General features: G+C 57.1%; 15 protein-coding genes and 1 pseudogene. 11 read left to right on the forward strand and 5 right to left on the reverse strand.

Translation table 11 applies throughout. From position 1 onward, the window contains the following. The first annotated feature begins 208 nt into the window (after positions 1–208). A complete protein-coding gene (locus CKV99_RS01050; protein ID WP_092260817.1) occupies positions 209–922 on the forward strand; it encodes a response regulator transcription factor in 714 nt (237 codons plus the stop codon). Between the two features lie 12 nt (positions 923–934). Beyond that, the gene (locus tag CKV99_RS01055; protein WP_092260819.1) at positions 935–2,533 is read left to right on the forward strand and encodes a sensor histidine kinase; all 1,599 of its coding nucleotides are present in this window, start codon (positions 935–937) and stop codon (positions 2,531–2,533) included. On the opposite strand, the gene CKV99_RS01060 is transcribed toward CKV99_RS01055, so the two are convergent. Further along, a complete protein-coding gene (locus CKV99_RS01060) occupies positions 2,530–2,955 on the reverse strand; it encodes an HIT family protein (protein ID WP_092260821.1) in 426 nt (141 codons plus the stop codon). The genes CKV99_RS01055 and CKV99_RS01060 overlap by 4 nt on opposite strands. Positions 2,956–2,997: 42 nt before the next feature. Between CKV99_RS01060 and purD the strand changes: the two genes are divergently transcribed. From purD to purB, 3 genes are read left to right on the forward strand one after another with little or no spacing between them, the layout of a single operon-like run. Then, positions 2,998–4,266 carry a phosphoribosylamine--glycine ligase gene (purD, locus tag CKV99_RS01065; RefSeq protein WP_092260838.1) on the forward strand — a complete coding sequence of 423 codons (1,269 nt, stop codon included), beginning with the start codon at positions 2,998–3,000 and terminating at the stop codon, positions 4,264–4,266. A gap of 52 nt (positions 4,267–4,318) precedes the next feature. Continuing rightward, positions 4,319–5,446 (forward strand): pyridoxal phosphate-dependent aminotransferase, encoded by a 1,128-nt coding sequence (locus tag CKV99_RS01070; RefSeq protein ID WP_092260840.1) that lies wholly within the window; start codon positions 4,319–4,321, stop codon positions 5,444–5,446. Between the two features lie 46 nt (positions 5,447–5,492). After that, positions 5,493–6,923: an adenylosuccinate lyase gene (gene purB / locus CKV99_RS01075; RefSeq protein ID WP_092260823.1), complete on the forward strand. Its 1,431-nt coding sequence runs from the start codon at positions 5,493–5,495 to the stop codon at positions 6,921–6,923. 44 nt (positions 6,924–6,967) lie between these two features. Here the strand turns inward: purB and CKV99_RS01080 are convergent, their stop codons facing one another. Further along, a complete protein-coding gene (locus tag CKV99_RS01080; RefSeq protein ID WP_092260825.1) occupies positions 6,968–7,705 on the reverse strand; it encodes a hypothetical protein in 738 nt (245 codons plus the stop codon). A gap of 143 nt (positions 7,706–7,848) precedes the next feature. Continuing rightward, on the reverse strand, positions 7,849–8,628 hold the full coding sequence (locus CKV99_RS01085) for a hypothetical protein (protein WP_092260827.1): 780 nt from the start codon (positions 8,626–8,628) through the stop codon (positions 7,849–7,851). A gap of 127 nt (positions 8,629–8,755) precedes the next feature. Here CKV99_RS01085 and CKV99_RS01090 point away from each other — a divergent pair, with 127 nt between their 5' ends. The 4 genes and pseudogenes from CKV99_RS01090 (at position 8,756) to CKV99_RS01105 (ending at position 12,972) form a co-directional block, all read left to right on the forward strand. Next, complete coding sequence (locus tag CKV99_RS01090; protein WP_092260829.1) at positions 8,756–9,652, forward strand: phosphoribosylaminoimidazolesuccinocarboxamide synthase; 897 nt, start codon at positions 8,756–8,758, stop codon at positions 9,650–9,652. A gap of 23 nt (positions 9,653–9,675) precedes the next feature. After that, positions 9,676–11,847: a S9 family peptidase gene (locus tag CKV99_RS01095; RefSeq protein WP_092260830.1), complete on the forward strand. Its 2,172-nt coding sequence runs from the start codon at positions 9,676–9,678 to the stop codon at positions 11,845–11,847. A 95-nt stretch (positions 11,848–11,942) separates the two neighbouring features. Continuing rightward, positions 11,943–12,462: pseudogene (locus tag CKV99_RS01100) on the forward strand (DUF2334 domain-containing protein). 18 nt (positions 12,463–12,480) lie between these two features. After that, on the forward strand, positions 12,481–12,972 hold the full coding sequence (locus CKV99_RS01105) for a glutathione peroxidase (RefSeq protein ID WP_092260832.1): 492 nt from the start codon (positions 12,481–12,483) through the stop codon (positions 12,970–12,972). A gap of 662 nt (positions 12,973–13,634) precedes the next feature. Here CKV99_RS01105 and CKV99_RS01115 read toward each other — a convergent pair. After that, a complete protein-coding gene (locus CKV99_RS01115; protein ID WP_197697175.1) occupies positions 13,635–14,969 on the reverse strand; it encodes an IS256 family transposase in 1,335 nt (444 codons plus the stop codon). Between the two features lie 87 nt (positions 14,970–15,056). Between CKV99_RS01115 and CKV99_RS01120 the strand changes: the two genes are divergently transcribed. Next, the gene (locus tag CKV99_RS01120; protein ID WP_157728501.1) at positions 15,057–15,371 is read left to right on the forward strand and encodes a hypothetical protein; all 315 of its coding nucleotides are present in this window, start codon (positions 15,057–15,059) and stop codon (positions 15,369–15,371) included. 3 nt (positions 15,372–15,374) lie between these two features. Here the strand turns inward: CKV99_RS01120 and CKV99_RS14630 are convergent, their stop codons facing one another. Further along, positions 15,375–15,746 (reverse strand): hypothetical protein, encoded by a 372-nt coding sequence (locus tag CKV99_RS14630; protein WP_231910124.1) that lies wholly within the window; start codon positions 15,744–15,746, stop codon positions 15,375–15,377. Between CKV99_RS14630 and CKV99_RS15035 the strand changes: the two genes are divergently transcribed. Beyond that, complete coding sequence (locus CKV99_RS15035) at positions 15,696–16,190, forward strand: transposase (RefSeq protein ID WP_353959371.1); 495 nt, start codon at positions 15,696–15,698, stop codon at positions 16,188–16,190. The genes CKV99_RS14630 and CKV99_RS15035 overlap by 51 nt on opposite strands. The last annotated feature ends 28 nt before the right edge of the window (positions 16,191–16,218 follow it).

A 16,218-nucleotide genomic window follows, 5' to 3' on the forward strand; every position in this document is an offset into this window, starting at 1 on the left:
TCGGTAACGTTTTACGGGGGTGGGAGGGGGTGCTGCGCGGATTGGGCGGTAGCTCCCTGGTCACGGGTGCCGCGGTAACCAATTCGTCGCAAGGATCAAGGTGTGTAGCGAATTTCAGCTCGGACGCGACATACAGTAAGTATGCAGTCAACGTTCAGGTTCACAGGGTTGACTGGGGCTGATTCGAATTAGAAGGTGGCATGAAAACATGACTGAAACTCACAACCCGCAGGGCATTAAGGTGCTCGTTGTTGATGACGAGCCGAATATCGTCGAGTTGCTCACGGTGTCCCTGAAATTCCAGGGCTTCGAGGTGGAGTCGGCGGCGTCTGGGCAGGAAGCGCTGCGGATTGCCCGCGAGTACCGGCCGGATGCCTACATTTTGGATGTCATGATGCCTGGCATGGATGGGTTTGAGCTGCTGACTAAGCTGCGCTCTGAAGGTCTTGATGGGCCGGTGCTTTTTCTCACCGCGAAAGACGGTGTGGAGGACCGCATCCATGGCTTGACTATCGGCGCTGATGACTATGTGACTAAGCCGTTCAGCTTGGAAGAGGTGATCACGCGTTTGCGTGTGATTCTGCGTCGCGGCAATGTGTCCGACGGTGAGAAGGAAGATGCCACGATCCGTTACGCTGATTTGACGCTTAACGACGACACTCACGAGGTGACTAAGGCCGGCGAGATCATTGACTTGTCGCCTACTGAGTTCAACTTGCTGCGCTATCTCATGCTTAACGCTGAGGTGGTGCTGTCGAAGGCGAAAATTCTGGACAACGTGTGGCATTATGATTTCGGTGGCGACGGTAATGTTGTGGAGTCCTACATTTCTTACCTGCGCCGCAAGGTTGATACTGGAGACGTGCCACTGATTCATACTGTGCGTGGTGTCGGCTACGTTTTGCGTACTCCACGCCAGTAAGGCCGTTGTTGTATGGTCGTCGATACTGCGGTACTGGGTGAGCAGCAGGGCGAGAAGCAGAACGGGAAGAAGCGCAGAAAGCGTCCTCGCGATCCGAAAGCTCCTGCATTTCCGCTGCGTAACTGGCTTGTCATGCTGATGGTGATTATTTCAGGGCTGGGCCTGATTGGTAGTTCTACGGCTGTCTACATGGTTTTGCGTGGGGTGTTGTATCAGCGCATTGACGACGATTTGTACATGGGCATTGATGGGTGGGCGAAGTCTCTCGACCTTCCTCCTGGTATGTCGACGCAGCGTTTGCCGTCGGATTATGCGCAGGTGCGGTTGCCGGTTGGTGGCCCACAGCGTGTGATCAATGGGAAGGGCAGTCCGCCGGATATTTCGAAGATTGAGCAGCTGCATCAACCGATTACGCTTCCGTCGGTGGAGGGGTCCCTAGAGGAGCGCGATTGGCGGGCGATGGCCACGATAGGAGATAACGGCAGCATCATTGTGGTGGCGAAATCACTGGATCAGGAACAGAATTTGTTGCGAAATTTGATGGCGATTCAGTTTGTGATTTCGTTACTCACGTTGGCGTTGATGGGTGTTGCCGCCTACTATTTGGTGCGCCGTGCGTTGCGGCCCCTGCGGGAGGTGGAGAGCACCGCTCTTGAGATTGCTGATGGTGAACTGGACCTGCGGGTTCCGGAATGGCCACGCAATACTGAGGTGGGTCAGTTGTCTTACTCGTTGAATACGATGCTGGGCCAGCTGCAGGATTCGGTTGAAGATGCGCAACTGAAGGAGTCGCAAATGCGCCGGTTCGTCGGGGATGCGTCGCATGAGCTGCGCACCCCGCTGACGAGTTTGCGTGGGTACACCGAACTGTACCGCCAGGGAGCTACCGATGATGTGGATTTTGTGTTGGGCAAGATCGATGATGAGTCCAAGCGGATGAAGTTGTTGGTTGAAGACTTATTGGCTTTAACCCGTGCGGAGGGTAGCCGACTAAATAAGAAGCAGATTGACTTGTTTGAGCTGTCGTTGGCAGTGATGGGGTCGGCGCGTGCCGCTTTCCCAGAGCGTACGGTGACGGTGGATAACAACGCCAATAGTGTCCCGGTTGTGATGGGTGACCCAGATCGCATGCATCAGATCTTGCTTAATCTTGTGGCTAACGGGCTGAAGCATGGTGGTAGGGACGCTTCAGTGAAGCTTGTGCTGCGTGAAGATAGGACTAATTTTTATCTCGACGTCAGCGATAATGGTGTGGGAATGAGTGTGGATGTGGCCGCTCACATCTTTGAGCGTTTTTACCGGGCTGATTCGTCGCGGACCCGCGCCGATAGTGGTGGTGGTTCTGGTCTGGGCCTGGCGATTACGAAGTCGCTGGTGGAGCAGCACGGTGGCACCATCACCGTGGAATCGGAAGAAGGCGTGGGGTCCACATTCACGGTGGCGATTCCGCGCGCAGAACCGGCCGACCCGGTCGACCAGGCCGACTCGGCCGACTCGGCCGAATCTGATGCGGCTGACGTCGGCTTGAAGGTAGAGAACAGGCCGAGTAGAAGGCCGAAGATCAGACCTGTTTTTCCCGGGCTGCAAGGTGAGCGGCGAAAACCGAGCTAGGGCATGCGACCGTCTGCTTGGGTACCGAGGTAGGCACGTAGCTTCGCTGCTGCGTCATCCATCTTCGCGTCGTCGGTTTCGTCGGCGGCCATGGTCGTCGACAAGCTGTATCCGCTCATGTCGTTGGCGGGGAAGACGTGGATGTGGGCGTGGGGAACTTCGAAACCTGCGATGAGGTAACCGGCGCGCTGTGAACCGAAGCAATCGATCATGCCGTCGCCGATCTGCTGGGCGATGTCGTTCATGTCGCGCCAGACTTCTTGGTCGAGGTCAGTCCATTTGTCTACTTCTTCAACAGGGACGATGAGGGTGTGGCCGTAGGCGACAGGTTCGATGGTCAGGAAGGCCGCTACCCGCTCGTCGCGGTAGATGAAGCGCCCGGGCAGCTCGCCGTTGATGATTTTTGTAAATACGCTACTCATAGTGTTTCAAAGTCTACCGGTGATCGGGTTATTATGAGCGCCATGCGCATCCTAATTATTGGTTCCGGTGGCCGCGAGCATGCTCTCGCGAAGGCTATGGACTCTCATGAACTTTTTGTCGCCCCGGGTAACGCGGGCACCGACGAGATCGCGACGAACGTTGACTGCGATATCCAAAACCCACTTGAGGTGGTCAAGGTTGCTCGGCGGGTACAGGCTGACCTTGTGGTGGTTGGCCCGGAGATTCCACTGGTGGCCGGGGTGGGCGATGCGTTGCGTGAGGCAGGCTTTTCGACGTTCGGCCCTACCCAGGCAGCCGCCCAGTTGGAGGGTTCTAAGGCGTTTGCGAAGGATGTGATGGCTGCTGCGGGTGTGAAGACGGCATATGCGCAGCGCATTCTCGACGCGGGTGAGATTGACGCGGTGCTGGATAATTTTGGCCCGATTTTTGTGGTGAAGGATGATGGTTTGGCAGGTGGCAAGGGGGTCGTCGTCACGCGCGACCGTGACGCTGCAGCCGAGCATGCCCGGGCGGTTGTTGCTGCTGGTAACCCGGTGTTGGTGGAGAGTTTCCTGGACGGGCCCGAGGTGAGCCTATTTTGCCTGGTTGATGGGGAGACTGTGGTGCCGCTGGTCCCGGCGCAGGATCATAAGCGCGCTTACGACAATGATGAGGGCCCGAACACCGGGGGTATGGGCGCGTATTGTCCGTTGCCGTGGCTGCCGGAAGATGGTGTGCAGCGCATTGTCGACGAGGTGGTCGCACCTGTCGCCCGTGAGATGGTAGCTCGTGGAATTCCATATTCGGGCCTGCTGTACGCAGGTTTGGCGTGGGGTGCCGATGGCCCGGCCGTGGTGGAGTTCAATGCGCGTTTCGGCGACCCGGAAACGCAGGCCGTACTCGCCTTGTTGGAGTCTGACCTGGCCGAGGCACTGCTGGCTACCGCGAATGGCACACTCGATCAGCTTGCGCCGCTGCAGTGGCGCGACGGTGCGGCGATTACGGTGGTGTTGGCCGCACAGGACTACCCGGCCAGTCCCGTTCTCGGCGGGGAGATAACGGGGGCTGCGCTTGACGCGCAGCGGGAAGAAGCGCCAGACAGCATTATTTTGCATGCGGGTACCGCGCGTGACAGCGCAGGCCGCCTCATCTCTTCGGGTGGGCGTGTGCTGAACGTGGTGGGTGTGGGCGCTGACCTGGCTGCTGCGCGTGCTGCTGCGTATGAGCAGATCGAGCAAATCGGCCTGGAGGGGTCCTTTTATCGCCGCGATATCGGACAGCGTGCCTTGAATGGTGAGATCACCGTTTAAGCTAGAGGGCATGAATATTTCACAGCGCGGTCAAGTTCAACCGTTTCGTGTGATGCAGATGCTGGATTTAGTTCAGCGTCGTGCGCGCGAGGGCAAAGACACAATTATGCTGTGCGCTGGCCAGCCGTCGACTGGCGCGCCACAGCCTGCGCGTGATGCGGTAGCGCAGGCGCTTAACGACGACGCCCTGGGGTATACCGAGGTGGTTGGTGATGCGCAGCTGCGCGAGATCATTGCTCAGTGGCACTCGACGACTTATGGCGTGGAAACGAATGCTCGTCATGTGATCATCACTACCGGGTCGTCGGGTGGTTTTGTTAACGCGTTTCTGGCCTGCCTGGATGCGGGCGATACGGTGGCGCTGCCGAACCCGGGGTACCCGGCGTACCGCAACATTTTGGAATCGTTGGGCGCAAACATTGTGAATATGGAGACGGACGCCTCGACTCGGTTCCAGCCCACCGCGGAGATCCTTGAGGGTTTGCAGCAGCGCTTGCGCGCCGAAGAAAAAAGGGTGAACGCCGTGATGGTGACCAGCCCGGGCAACCCCACCGGCACCATCATTGACCCAGAGGAGCTGGAGCGCATCGCCACCTGGTGCGATGCAAACGGTGCGTGGCTGATCAGCGACGAAGACTACCACGGCATGAGTTTTGGCCGGCCGGAGGCCACGGCGCGACAGTTCAGTAAGAATGCTGTGGTCGTCGGCACGCTCTCGAAGTATTACTCCATGACCGGCTGGCGTGTAGGCTGGCTGATTTTGCCGGATGCGCTGCTGGAACCGGTGGAAAACCTGCAGGCCTCCCTGGCCCTGTGTGCGCCTGCTGTGTCACAGGTGGCGGCGAAGGGGGCGTTTACGGATGCGGCGCGGGCCACCCTCGACGGTTATGTGGAGGATTACCGCAAAGTGCGCGAAGTCCTGCTTGAGGAACTGCCGAAGATCGGCCTAGACACGTTCGCAGACCCTGACGGCGGGCTGTACCTGTGGGTGGATGTGTCGAAGTACACCGCCGATTCGGAGGCGTGGTGCCATGAACTCGTCGACAAGATCGGTGTTGCTTTTGCCCCCGGAATTGATTTCGATCCGACCAGTGGAAACACGTGGGTACGATTGAGCCTGTGTTCTACCCCTGAGTTGGCGCGGGAAGCCTGCGCGCGTCTCGACGACTACCTCAACTAACTGTTGTCCCCATCCTGTTCTCCCCTCTCTGACGAAGGAAAATACTGTGGCCGAGAAACCTTTTAATGGTAATGTTCTGTCGAACCGTTACGCATCGCCTACCATGGCGAAGCTGTGGAGCGCCGAGTACAAAATCATCCTGGAACGCCAGCTGTGGATCGCTGTCATGCGTGCCCAAAAAGATTTGGGCCTTGATATTCCCGAGTCCGCGATCCAGGCCTACGAGGCGGTCATCGACCGTGTTGATCTTGATTCCATCGCTTCTCGAGAGCGCGTTACCCGCCACGATGTGAAGGCGCGTATTGAGGAGTTCAACGCGCTGGCCGGCCACGAGCACATTCACAAGGGCATGACCAGCCGGGATCTGACCGAGAACGTGGAACAGCTGCAGGCGTACAAGTCACTAGAATTGGTCCGCGACAAAGCCGTGGCCGTGCTAAAGGCAATGGGTAACCGTGCCGCCGAGTACAAAACACTGGTGATGGCGGGCCGCTCTCATAACGTGGCCGCGCAGGCCACCACGTTGGGGAAGCGTTTTGCCTCGGCGGCGGAAGAAACCCTGGTTGCGGTACGCCGCGTGGAAGACCTGCTGTCGCGCTACCCGATGCGTGGTATCAAGGGGCCGATGGGGACGGCCCAGGACATGTTGGACCTGTTTGAGGGGGACAAAGGTCGGCTGACTTCACTTGAGACCACGATTGCAGACTACCTAGGATTTTCCCATATCTTTGATTCGGTGGGCCAGGTGTATCCGCGTTCCCTTGACTTCGACGCGATTTCCGCGCTGGTGCAGCTGGGCTCTGGCCCATCATCGCTGGCCACCACGATCCGCTTGATGGCTGGCAATGAAACGGTGACGGAGGGCTTTAAGGAAGGCCAGGTCGGCTCGTCGGCAATGCCCCACAAGATGAATGCGCGCTCGTGTGAGCGCGTCAACGGTTTCCAGGTGATTCTGCGCGGCTACCTCACCATGGTGGCCGATCTGGCTGGCTCGCAGTGGAACGAGGGTGACGTGTCGGACTCGGTGGTGCGTCGCGTCGCTCTTCCGGATGCGTTCTTCGCCTTTGACGGCATGATGGAAACCTTCCTGACCGTGCTGAGCGAGTTCGGCGCATTCCCCGCCATGATCACCCGCGAGCTGGACCGCTACCTGCCTTTCTTAGCCACCACCCGTATCCTCATGGCCGCGGTGCGCAAGGGTGTGGGCCGCGAGACCGCCCACGAGGTAATCAAGGAAAATGCTGTGTCCATGGCCCTGGATATGCGCCAAAAGGGTGCAGAGCAAAACCTCACCGAGCGGCTGGCCAACGATGGTCGTCTCGGCCTGAACCAGGCCGAGCTGGAAAAGGCGCTGGAAGACCGCGAAGCCTTCATCGGCGCGACCGAAACACAGATCGACCACGTGTTGCACAACATCCACGACCTGGTTAACCAGCACCCGGAGGCTGCTGCCTACACCCCGGGCGAGATCCTCTAGTGATCCGCTAGTGAACGGCTAGTGAGGTGCCCTCTAGCGGGAAGCTAGTGCCACTGCACCTCGATGCCATGACCGGAGCCGTCTAGTGAGGCGGGGCTCATACGCAAACCAGTGCCGATCCCTAAGCCGGAATCATCGCCGAAGGTCATGGTGCCGGCGGAGTAGATTTTGCCTGGCTCCATTTCGGATATCCGTCGTGGGGTTGCCTCGCCGTCTTTAGGGGTGCAGAAATCATCGGAGGCAAATAGCTGCCAGGTATTAGCACGAGTGCCGTCAGCAAGGATCGGTTGCTCACGGAAGGCCGAGATGCTGGCGTACTTGCCCATATCGTCAAAGTCGGCACCAAGGAATTCTATGTCATAGGTGATGCATTTCACCTGTGTGACCTCGAAGTTTGGGTCATTGGCTACCTCGAATTCTCCGCCGGTAGCTTGCATTAATTCATCAACGGTGCGGTCTTCAATACCAGTTGCGGTGATCTTCCAGTAGGCAGGCCCGTGTGCATCGTCGATAGCAAAATAGGCCGGTTCACCGAAGGCAAGCACGGTCCCTTCAGGGGTGGCCTGGAAATCTGCTGGCGGGCCGGGGATTTCGGCTTCTTCCGTGGTGGTTTCCTCCGTGGTCTCTTCGGTGGTTTTCTCCGTGGTTGTATCCTCCACGGTGGCAGTGTCCTCGCTGACTTCGGTATCAGTCGCTGTGGTATCAGCGTCTGAGCCGGAGCAGGCTGCTAGCAGCAGGGTCGGGGTTACCAGGGTGGCCAGCAAAGTCTTGCGCAGTGTCATGGTTGATTGTCCTTTCAGGAAAAGTGATGATCGAAGCGTTCTGTGTGCACTCAACAAATGTGGGCACCTAACACATGTTCCCGACCAGTTTGACCGCGGCATAGGAAACATGGCTAATTGTGGTGGCTTGTGTTTGTTTGGTGCTAGTGCTGGTGGTTTTCGCCATCATGGTCTTGAGATTCGGCGGCACCATCAGCGCCTTCTTCTTGCTGGAGCGCCTCGTACTCGTCGATGACGTCTTGCGGCTGGAAAGTGTATTCGTCGGAACCTGCGCGTACCTCAAGGCCAGTTGCCCAGCCGGTGCCACGCTCGTTGGCGTAGTTGAACACGCCACCGGTGTAGACGGTTTCGGGCTTGATATCGCCCATGGTTTCGGGCAGTGCGGTCGCTTCGTCGGGGGCGCAGAGGCCGGTTTGATCGACAAAGCCATTGGAGTTGGCCACGGTTTCTGTGGGGAATGGTGCCGGGGAGAAATGCAGTTGGTGGGAGGTGGCAGAGTCTGGGCTGCCTTCAGCACCAAGGAATTCTACCTCGTAGGTCACACACTGCGTCTGGTCGAGGGCGGGCTCTGTCTGTCCGGCTTCTGCGTATGCGGCTACGGCCTCGGCTGAGTCGATGTCTGCGGTGCCGGTTGCGGTGACCTTCCAGTACAGCGAGGTACCAGAGCGGTCGCTGGTAGTGATGTAGGCGGCCTCGCCAAATGGGACGATGGTGTCGGGCTCGGTTGCCGTAAAGTTGGCTGGCGCACCACCAGTCGCGCTGTCGGTTGCGTCTGTGCTTTCGCTTGCCGACGACTCCGGCGCGCTTGCACCGGTGCTGCCAGCCTCGGTGTCAGAATCTTCAGAGGAGCATGCGGTGATGGCCAGAGCTGGGAGGATGATGGCTGCGGCCACGGTGCTACGTAGCTTCTGTGAAATAAACATGGTATTAAGCATATTCTTAAAAAGCCTGCGGTGCAGATAACCCCCCAACCAGTGAGTGAAATCAGCTAAAAGTTTGACCACCGGTTTAACTACCGCAGTGGCCCGCAGAGGTCTACACTGTGAATTCATGCGACCAGAATTGTCTGAGTACACCCATCTTTCTGCAGGTAAAGTCCGCGAAATCTACGAGATTGATGCTGACACCCTTTTGATGGTTGCCACCGACCGAATTTCGGCATTCGACTTCTCACTGGAGCCGGCAATCCCTGATAAAGGGCGGGTGCTCACCGCGACCAGCGTGTTTTTCTTCAACCAGATTGATTTCCCGAACCACCTTGCCGGACCAATTGATGACGAGCGGATTCCGGAAGAAGTGCTCGGCCGGGCGCTCGTCGTCAAGCGCCTGAATATGCTGCCGTTTGAGTGTGTGGCGCGCGGCTACCTCACCGGCTCCGGGCTGAAGGAATACAAAGAGAGCGGCACCGTGTGTGGTATCGCACTGCCTGATGGTTTAGTGGAAGCATCGAAACTACCCGAGCCGATTTTCACCCCAGCCACCAAAGCTGAGCAGGGCGACCACGATGAAAACGTCACCTTTGAGGTGGTCGTCGATAAGCTCGGCGAAGCTCGCGCCACCGAAATGCGTGACGCAACCTTAAAGATTTACTCGCAGGCCGCGCGCTTAGCGGAGTCAAAGGGGATCATCTTGGCGGATACCAAGTTTGAATTTGGCCTGGATAAAGACGGCACCCTCGTGCTTGCCGACGAGGTGCTCACCCCAGACTCCTCGCGCTACTGGCCGGCGGACTCGTACAAAGAGGGTGAGGTGCAGCCCAGCTTTGATAAGCAGTACGTGCGCAACTGGCTGACCAGCCCGAAGTCTGGGTGGGAGCCCGGGGGTGAGGTGGCCCCGCCTGCTCTGCCGGGCTCTGTGGTGGAAGCCACGCGCGAGCGATATATCGAAGCCTACGAGCGTCTCAGTGGCGAAAAGTTTCACAACTGGTTGGGTGACTGCGCCAAGTAGGCAGGTTGCTAGCATGGGTGGTTATGACCGATTCCGCACAGACCACCCTTGCACACTCGTCGGCGACGCCAGTCGCCCCGGTTGCGCCCGTCGCGCCGACCCATCCAGTGACGCGCTCTTTCCACGGGCGCGACTTTGTGGACAATTATGAATGGCTCCGCAATAAGACCGCACCCGAGACCATCGAGTACTTAGAAGCGGAGAACGCCTACACCAAGGCGCGTACCGCTGACCTCGACGAATTAACCGAGCAGGTCTACGAGGAGATTAAGGCGCGCACCAAGCAGACGGACATGTCGATTCCGCAGCGCGCCGGCAACTGGTGGTATTACGGACGCACCATCGAAGGTAAAGACTACGGGATATCGTGCCGTGTGGCGGTGTCTGAAGAGGCGGATCCGTGGGTTCCTCCCGTCCTTCCCGAAGACGGCTCGGCACTACCGGGTGAGCAGGTGTTGCTGGACTTCAACGAGTTGGCCGAAGGCCACGAGTTTTTCGCGGTAGGCGCTTCGAGCGTGACGACGAGCGGCCGTTTCCTTGCCTATTCCGTGGACACGGCGGGTGATGAGCGTTTCACTCTCTATGTGAAAGACTTGGAAACTGGGGAGCTGCTTGACGACCGCCTCGATGGTATCTTTTACGGGGCCACCTGGGCGGGCGAGGACTATATCTTCTACCAGCGTGTGGACGAGGCATGGCGGCCAGATTCTGTGTGGCGCCACAAGATTGGCACCTCTATGGACGCGGATGTGCTGGTTTACCGTGAAGACGATGAACGGTTCAACGTGGGTGTGGGCGGGGAGCGCTCCGAGCGCTACCTGCTGATCGAGTCCGGTTCGAAGGTCACCACCGAGATCCGCGTGCTGCCGATGGATGACCCGGAAGGCGAGTTCCAGGTGTTGTGGCCACGTGAGCAGGGCGTGGAGTACTCCGTGGATCTGGCTGATGTGGACGGCGTGGAGCATTGGGTGGTTACCCACAACGCGCTGGGCCCGAATTTCTCGGTGGGCCAGTGCGCCGTCGCGCCAGCGACGGGGCTCGGCCTGCGCGAGCTGGATGAGCTGGTGGAACATGACGACGAGCGCCGCATCGAGGGTGTGGACACCTACCGCGATTTCATGGTGCTGGCGTACCGCCGTGGTGGTATCGGACGAGTGGCGTTTATGAATTTGCAAGGTGAGGACTTTGGTGCGTTCCGTGAACTTGAGTTTGACGAGGAGCTGTACACCGTTGGTGTAGGTGGTAACCCGGAGTGGGATGCGCCGGTGGTGCGGTTGTCGTACGTCTCTTTTACCCAGCCTGCGCAGCTTTTTGATTACCGTGTGGACACGGGCGAGCGCACCCTGTTGAAGCAGCAAGAGGTTGTGGGCGGTTTCAACCCAGCGGACTATACTGCGTATCGTCTGTGGGTGCGTGCCGACGACGGCACCGAGATCCCCGTGAGTGTGGTGCATCGCGCCGACCTGGACCGCAGCAAGCCGCAGCCGACCTTGTTGTATGGTTATGGGTCGTACGAATCCTCGATTGATCCTGGGTTTTCTATTGCACGGTTGAGTTTGATGGACCGTGGCATGATTTTTGCCGTCGCCCACGTCCGCGGTGGCGGCGAAATGGGGCGTGAGTGGTATAACCAGGGCAAACTACTACACAAGAAAAACACGTTCACCGACTTCATTGCGGTGGCTGACATGCTTATCGACGAGGGCCTGACCACACCTAGGCAGTTGGTCGCCGAGGGAGGATCCGCCGGTGGCATGCTGATGGGAGCTGTGGCAAATATGGCACCGGAGAAATTCGCCGGAATCCAAGCCATCGTCCCGTTCGTCGATCCACTGACTTCTATTTTGATGCCGGAGCTGCCCCTGACGGTGACAGAATGGGAGGAGTGGGGCGACCCCTACCATGATCCAGACGTCTACGACTATATGGCTTCGTATGCACCGTATGAGAATATTGAGGCGAAGAACTACCCGAATATTTTGGCGGTGACCAGCCTGAACGATACACGCGTGCTCTATGTTGAGCCCGCGAAATGGATTGCCCAGCTGCGCGCCACCGCGACTGGCGGAGAATTTTTGCTCAAGTGCGAGATGAGTGCCGGCCACGGTGGTGTTTCCGGGCGTTATGCGCGTTGGCGCCAGACCGCTTTCGAATACGCGTGGACGTTGCGGACTTCTGGTGCGGCGGAGAGTTAGGCGAAGGTAATCGTCGATAAGCGGATCTAGTTGAGTGCGCACAAACCTGCGCGCTGTGGGATAATCGATCGATCTTTGATGAAACGTGAAAGGACGTGGAGACGTTAATAAAGCGCCTTGACGACGAAGGGGTCCCGGTTTCTTTATTGGTCGCCCCCGCATATCGACGGCAACTGGCATCTGGCTAAAGATAAGTCCACCCGTGTGTTTCTCGCCGAACAGCGGAATGCTGGGCGAACGCTGATCCTCAACGGGTTTGAAACCGATATTTTTGCGCCACCACGGTGGCGACTGTCGGCTGGCACGCTGGAGGTACTCCCGGAGTTTGGGTTTAGCATTGCTGCCTCAACTAGTGGGCTGGTCCACCTGGAATCTGGGCGGGTGCTCAAGGCGCGCACCCTGTCGGTGGGTGAGGGCTATGGTGCTGCGAAGTGGTGGCGGCGCAGTGTGATCAAGGCTGCTGAGCGTGGTGCTAACCGTGGTAACTCCGTGCGGCTTTCCATTTCAGGGCGTACCTTGGCGGAGAAGAAAGTGACGTGGGATTTTATTGCTGCTGCCGTTGCTGCCGCTGATGCTGGTGCGACTCCGTCTGACTACCAGCTGCTCAATCGTTGATTTCGGTAGGGTGGTGCCATGACAATTCGTGACACCCAAGTAACCCTGAATGACGGAACCGACACCACCTTGAACGAGATTGCAGGCGATAACCTAATTTTGCTGGTTAATACCGCCTCCGAGTGTGGCTTGAAAACCCAGTTTGAGCAACTAGCCAACCTGCAGGACACCTACGGTAGTCGCGGGCTAACCGTAATTGGGACACCTTCGAACCAGTTCAAAGGCCAGGAACCTTTAAGTGATGCTGAAATAGCCACTAAGTACCAAGACGAGTACAACGTAAACTTTCCGCTGCTGGCCAAGCTGGAGGTCAACGGTGGAGGCGCTCACCCGATTTACCAGGAGCTGGTAAAGGTAGCCGACGAGGATGGTGAAGCGGGCGATGTGCAGTGGAACTTTGAGAAATTCATTATCGCACCCAATGGTGATGTTGTTGCCCGTGTACGCCCGATGACCGCCCCGGATGACCCGCTTGTAATACAGGCCCTGGAAGAAAATCTGCCTCGGTAGGTTGCAATCTAGCCCGGATTTTTCATGGGGGGGTTAGGGTGTTAGAGCCGAAAATGTAGGCGGGTGAGCTTTCTGACCGGGTATGATTTGAAGTTACGACACTAAAATCATCAAGCAGAAAGGTTCACCCTTATGGTGAAAACCACTTATCGCATTGGGTCGGATAGCAACAACGTTATTTCGTCTGCCGGGGGGTTGTTAGTAAGTGAGATGTGTGCTTTGACCAGGATTGATGAGTGTATTGACGCTGAATTTGTTGATCAACCTCCGTGGCGTCACCACTTTTGTTGGTATCTCCTTGGTCACGATGGCTCACGCCTTGTGTTTAGGTGGCGATGACATCAAAGAGTGTCAATTGGTTGCCCCGACCACCAGGGCAGACAACACTCGTGGTCTGTCTGTTGCCACGATGTATCGCAAACTCAAAGCTGTCGGGGATGATGAGGCCGCCAGCACGCGGTTAAACACAGCGATTGCTCGGGCTCGTCACCGAGTGTGGGCACAGCTAGAAGACTGTAATCCCGCGTGTGTGGCCAGTATCGATAACCCCATGGTTGTTGATATTGATGCCACGTTAATTGCGGTGCATTCCGATAAAGAGCAGGCCAGAGCGAACCGCGGTAACTATGAGGGTGTCAAGTTGTTTGTGTGTGGGGTTGATTTTATAGGTAGTTTTGGAAGCGGTCGGGGTAGGCTACGGACATTTGGTTGATGGCTTGTTTCCACCCTGCCACGCGTGCACCTTCTATGAGGCGTCCGGCTGTGGCAGCAACCTTTTTGCCTTCTTTGGCTCGTTTGGCGGCACGGCGATCTTCGATATTGCAGATCATCAACCACAGCGTCTTGACTGCGGATTCATCGTTAGTGAACTGCACCCTATTACGGGTGGCTTTACGTAGTTGATTGTTAAACGATTCAATCGAATTCGTCGTGTAGATCACCTTCCTCGCTGCTGGCGGGAACTGTAGAAACGGTATAAACCGATCCCACGCATCGCGCCACACTTTCACTGATTGCGGATATTTCTGCCCCAGCTCAGTTGCAGCAAAGTGTTCTAACGCTTGCGCTGCCTGGTCCTCATCAGCAGCGGTGTAGATCTGCTTTAAAGCCGCTGATACTGCTTTACGGTCCCCGTACGCAACCCACCGGTTGGCTGCCCTGATCAGGTGGACGATACAGGTTTGAACCATCGAGTTCGGCCAGGTCGCTTCGACTGCTTCTGGCAGGCCTTTCAACCCATCACAGCACACGATGAAAACGTCTTTAACACCCCGGTTAGCCAGGTGGGAACAGACCTGTGCCCAGAACGAGGCTCCTTCTTCTTTGGCAATCCAAATACCCAGGATGTGCTTAATACCGTCCATATCCACCCCGATAGCCAGATAAGCAGACTTGTTGACCACTCGCCCACCATCACGGACTTTGATACGCAGTGCATCGAGGAACACCACGGGGTAGAACTCATCTAGCTGGCGGCTTTGCCACTGCAGTACTTCGTCGAGCACTGCATCAGTAACCGCAGAGATCGTCTCATGCGACACATCGATCTTCAAGGCTGTGGCTAGGTGGTGTTGGATATCACGGATGGTCATCCCACCGGCATACAAACTAACGATCATGTCATCGACATCGGTCAGGCGACGTACTCCTTTAGGCACCATCGTCGGAACAAACGTCCCCTGCCGATCACGGGGCACATCAATGGTGACAGGCCCATAGTTAGAATCCACGGTCTTTGGATAGCTGCCATTGCGGTGGTTATCAGCCCGAGCAGCGTTTTTGGCTGCCCTGTCACCAGACTGATAGCCGAGGTGGACATCCATTTCCGCCTGCAATGCTGCCGATAGCGAGGCTTGCAGCATGCCCCTGACCAGTTCATTGGCATCCGTAGTAGAGGTTGCAAGCTCCTTGATGATTTTAGCTACCTCAGGATTGGCAAGCAGTTTCTCCTCAATAGCATCAATCCGAGCTTTATCCTCTGGATCACGTCGCGTCATAGTCGTCATTGTGGTTCATCTCCTCATGCAGGATCGGTATCCCACACACAAACCATCTGACACCATCGTAACTATGGATACCATCCCCTGGTAGCAGCAGTTGATTACGGGGATCAACTCGGCGGGGAAATCCTGCGCATTATGTGCCGGGCCGGAAACGCTGGCGCAAACACCGCAACAGATCACATCACCATGCTCAGCTCCATCCTTGACGCGGTAGGACATAGTCATGGCGATGGCACCCCGTGGGGCAAACGTCTGGCTATCCGGGTGGATGGAGCAGGAGGAACGAAACAATTCTTACAGCATCTTCACGACCAAAAACTGGGGTTTATCGTGGGTTTACCCACCACACACGCCATTGTTGCCCTGACCCACGATCTCACGCAATCCGGTGTCTAACCACTACGACCAGTCTCTGAAATCACCGTTGATGCCATCACCACACTCTTCGACACCACCAACCACACCACCAAGGGGTCGGATCCCACCACTACCAGCACCACAAACACCACGCAGGACAGCACCACAAACACCACGCAGGACAGTGCTGATAGCGATGGTCAGGCCAGCGCACCAGCCGGGATCATTGATGCGTTGTGCTTGCTGCTTAATAACGATCATCTTCCCGATGAATACATTGCCGATATCACCCCGCTGCTGAAGCTTGGTGGGTATAACACTCGCCTGGCCACAGACGATTACCCACCAGATATGCGTGTGATCATGCGGGTATCCTACCCACAGTCCGGGGCTCGTCCCACGACCTTGGATCATAAAGGCCGACGCCTTCAAATCTGTGGCACCAACCTGGACTTAACACCAGCAGAACGTGACCGATTGTACTACCAACGCGCCAGATGCGAACAACGCATCAGTGAAGCTAAAGAACTCTCACTGACCTCCATGCCATCAGCATCCTTTGCGATCAACACCATATGGGCACACGTAGTAGGCCTAGCCCATAGTCTTTTGTCCTGGATCAAACTGCTCAGTTTCCACCACGCCACCACCAGCACCAACCCCACCGACCCACACTGGCATAACATCTGGTCATGGCAACCGAAAACACTCCGGGCCAGAGTCCTGAGTACCGCAGCCAGTATCAGCACACACGCTAGGACAATAACCATCAGATTTGATACCTACAACCGCTACACCAACCTACTCAAACGTATCCTTGCAATCATCAGAAACCACGCCCAACCCCCATCACGCTAAACCTCACCACACCGGGCACACACCACCA

The sequence above is a fragment of the Corynebacterium cystitidis genome (genome assembly GCF_900187295.1).
Lineage (GTDB): Bacteria > Actinomycetota > Actinomycetes > Mycobacteriales > Mycobacteriaceae > Corynebacterium > Corynebacterium cystitidis.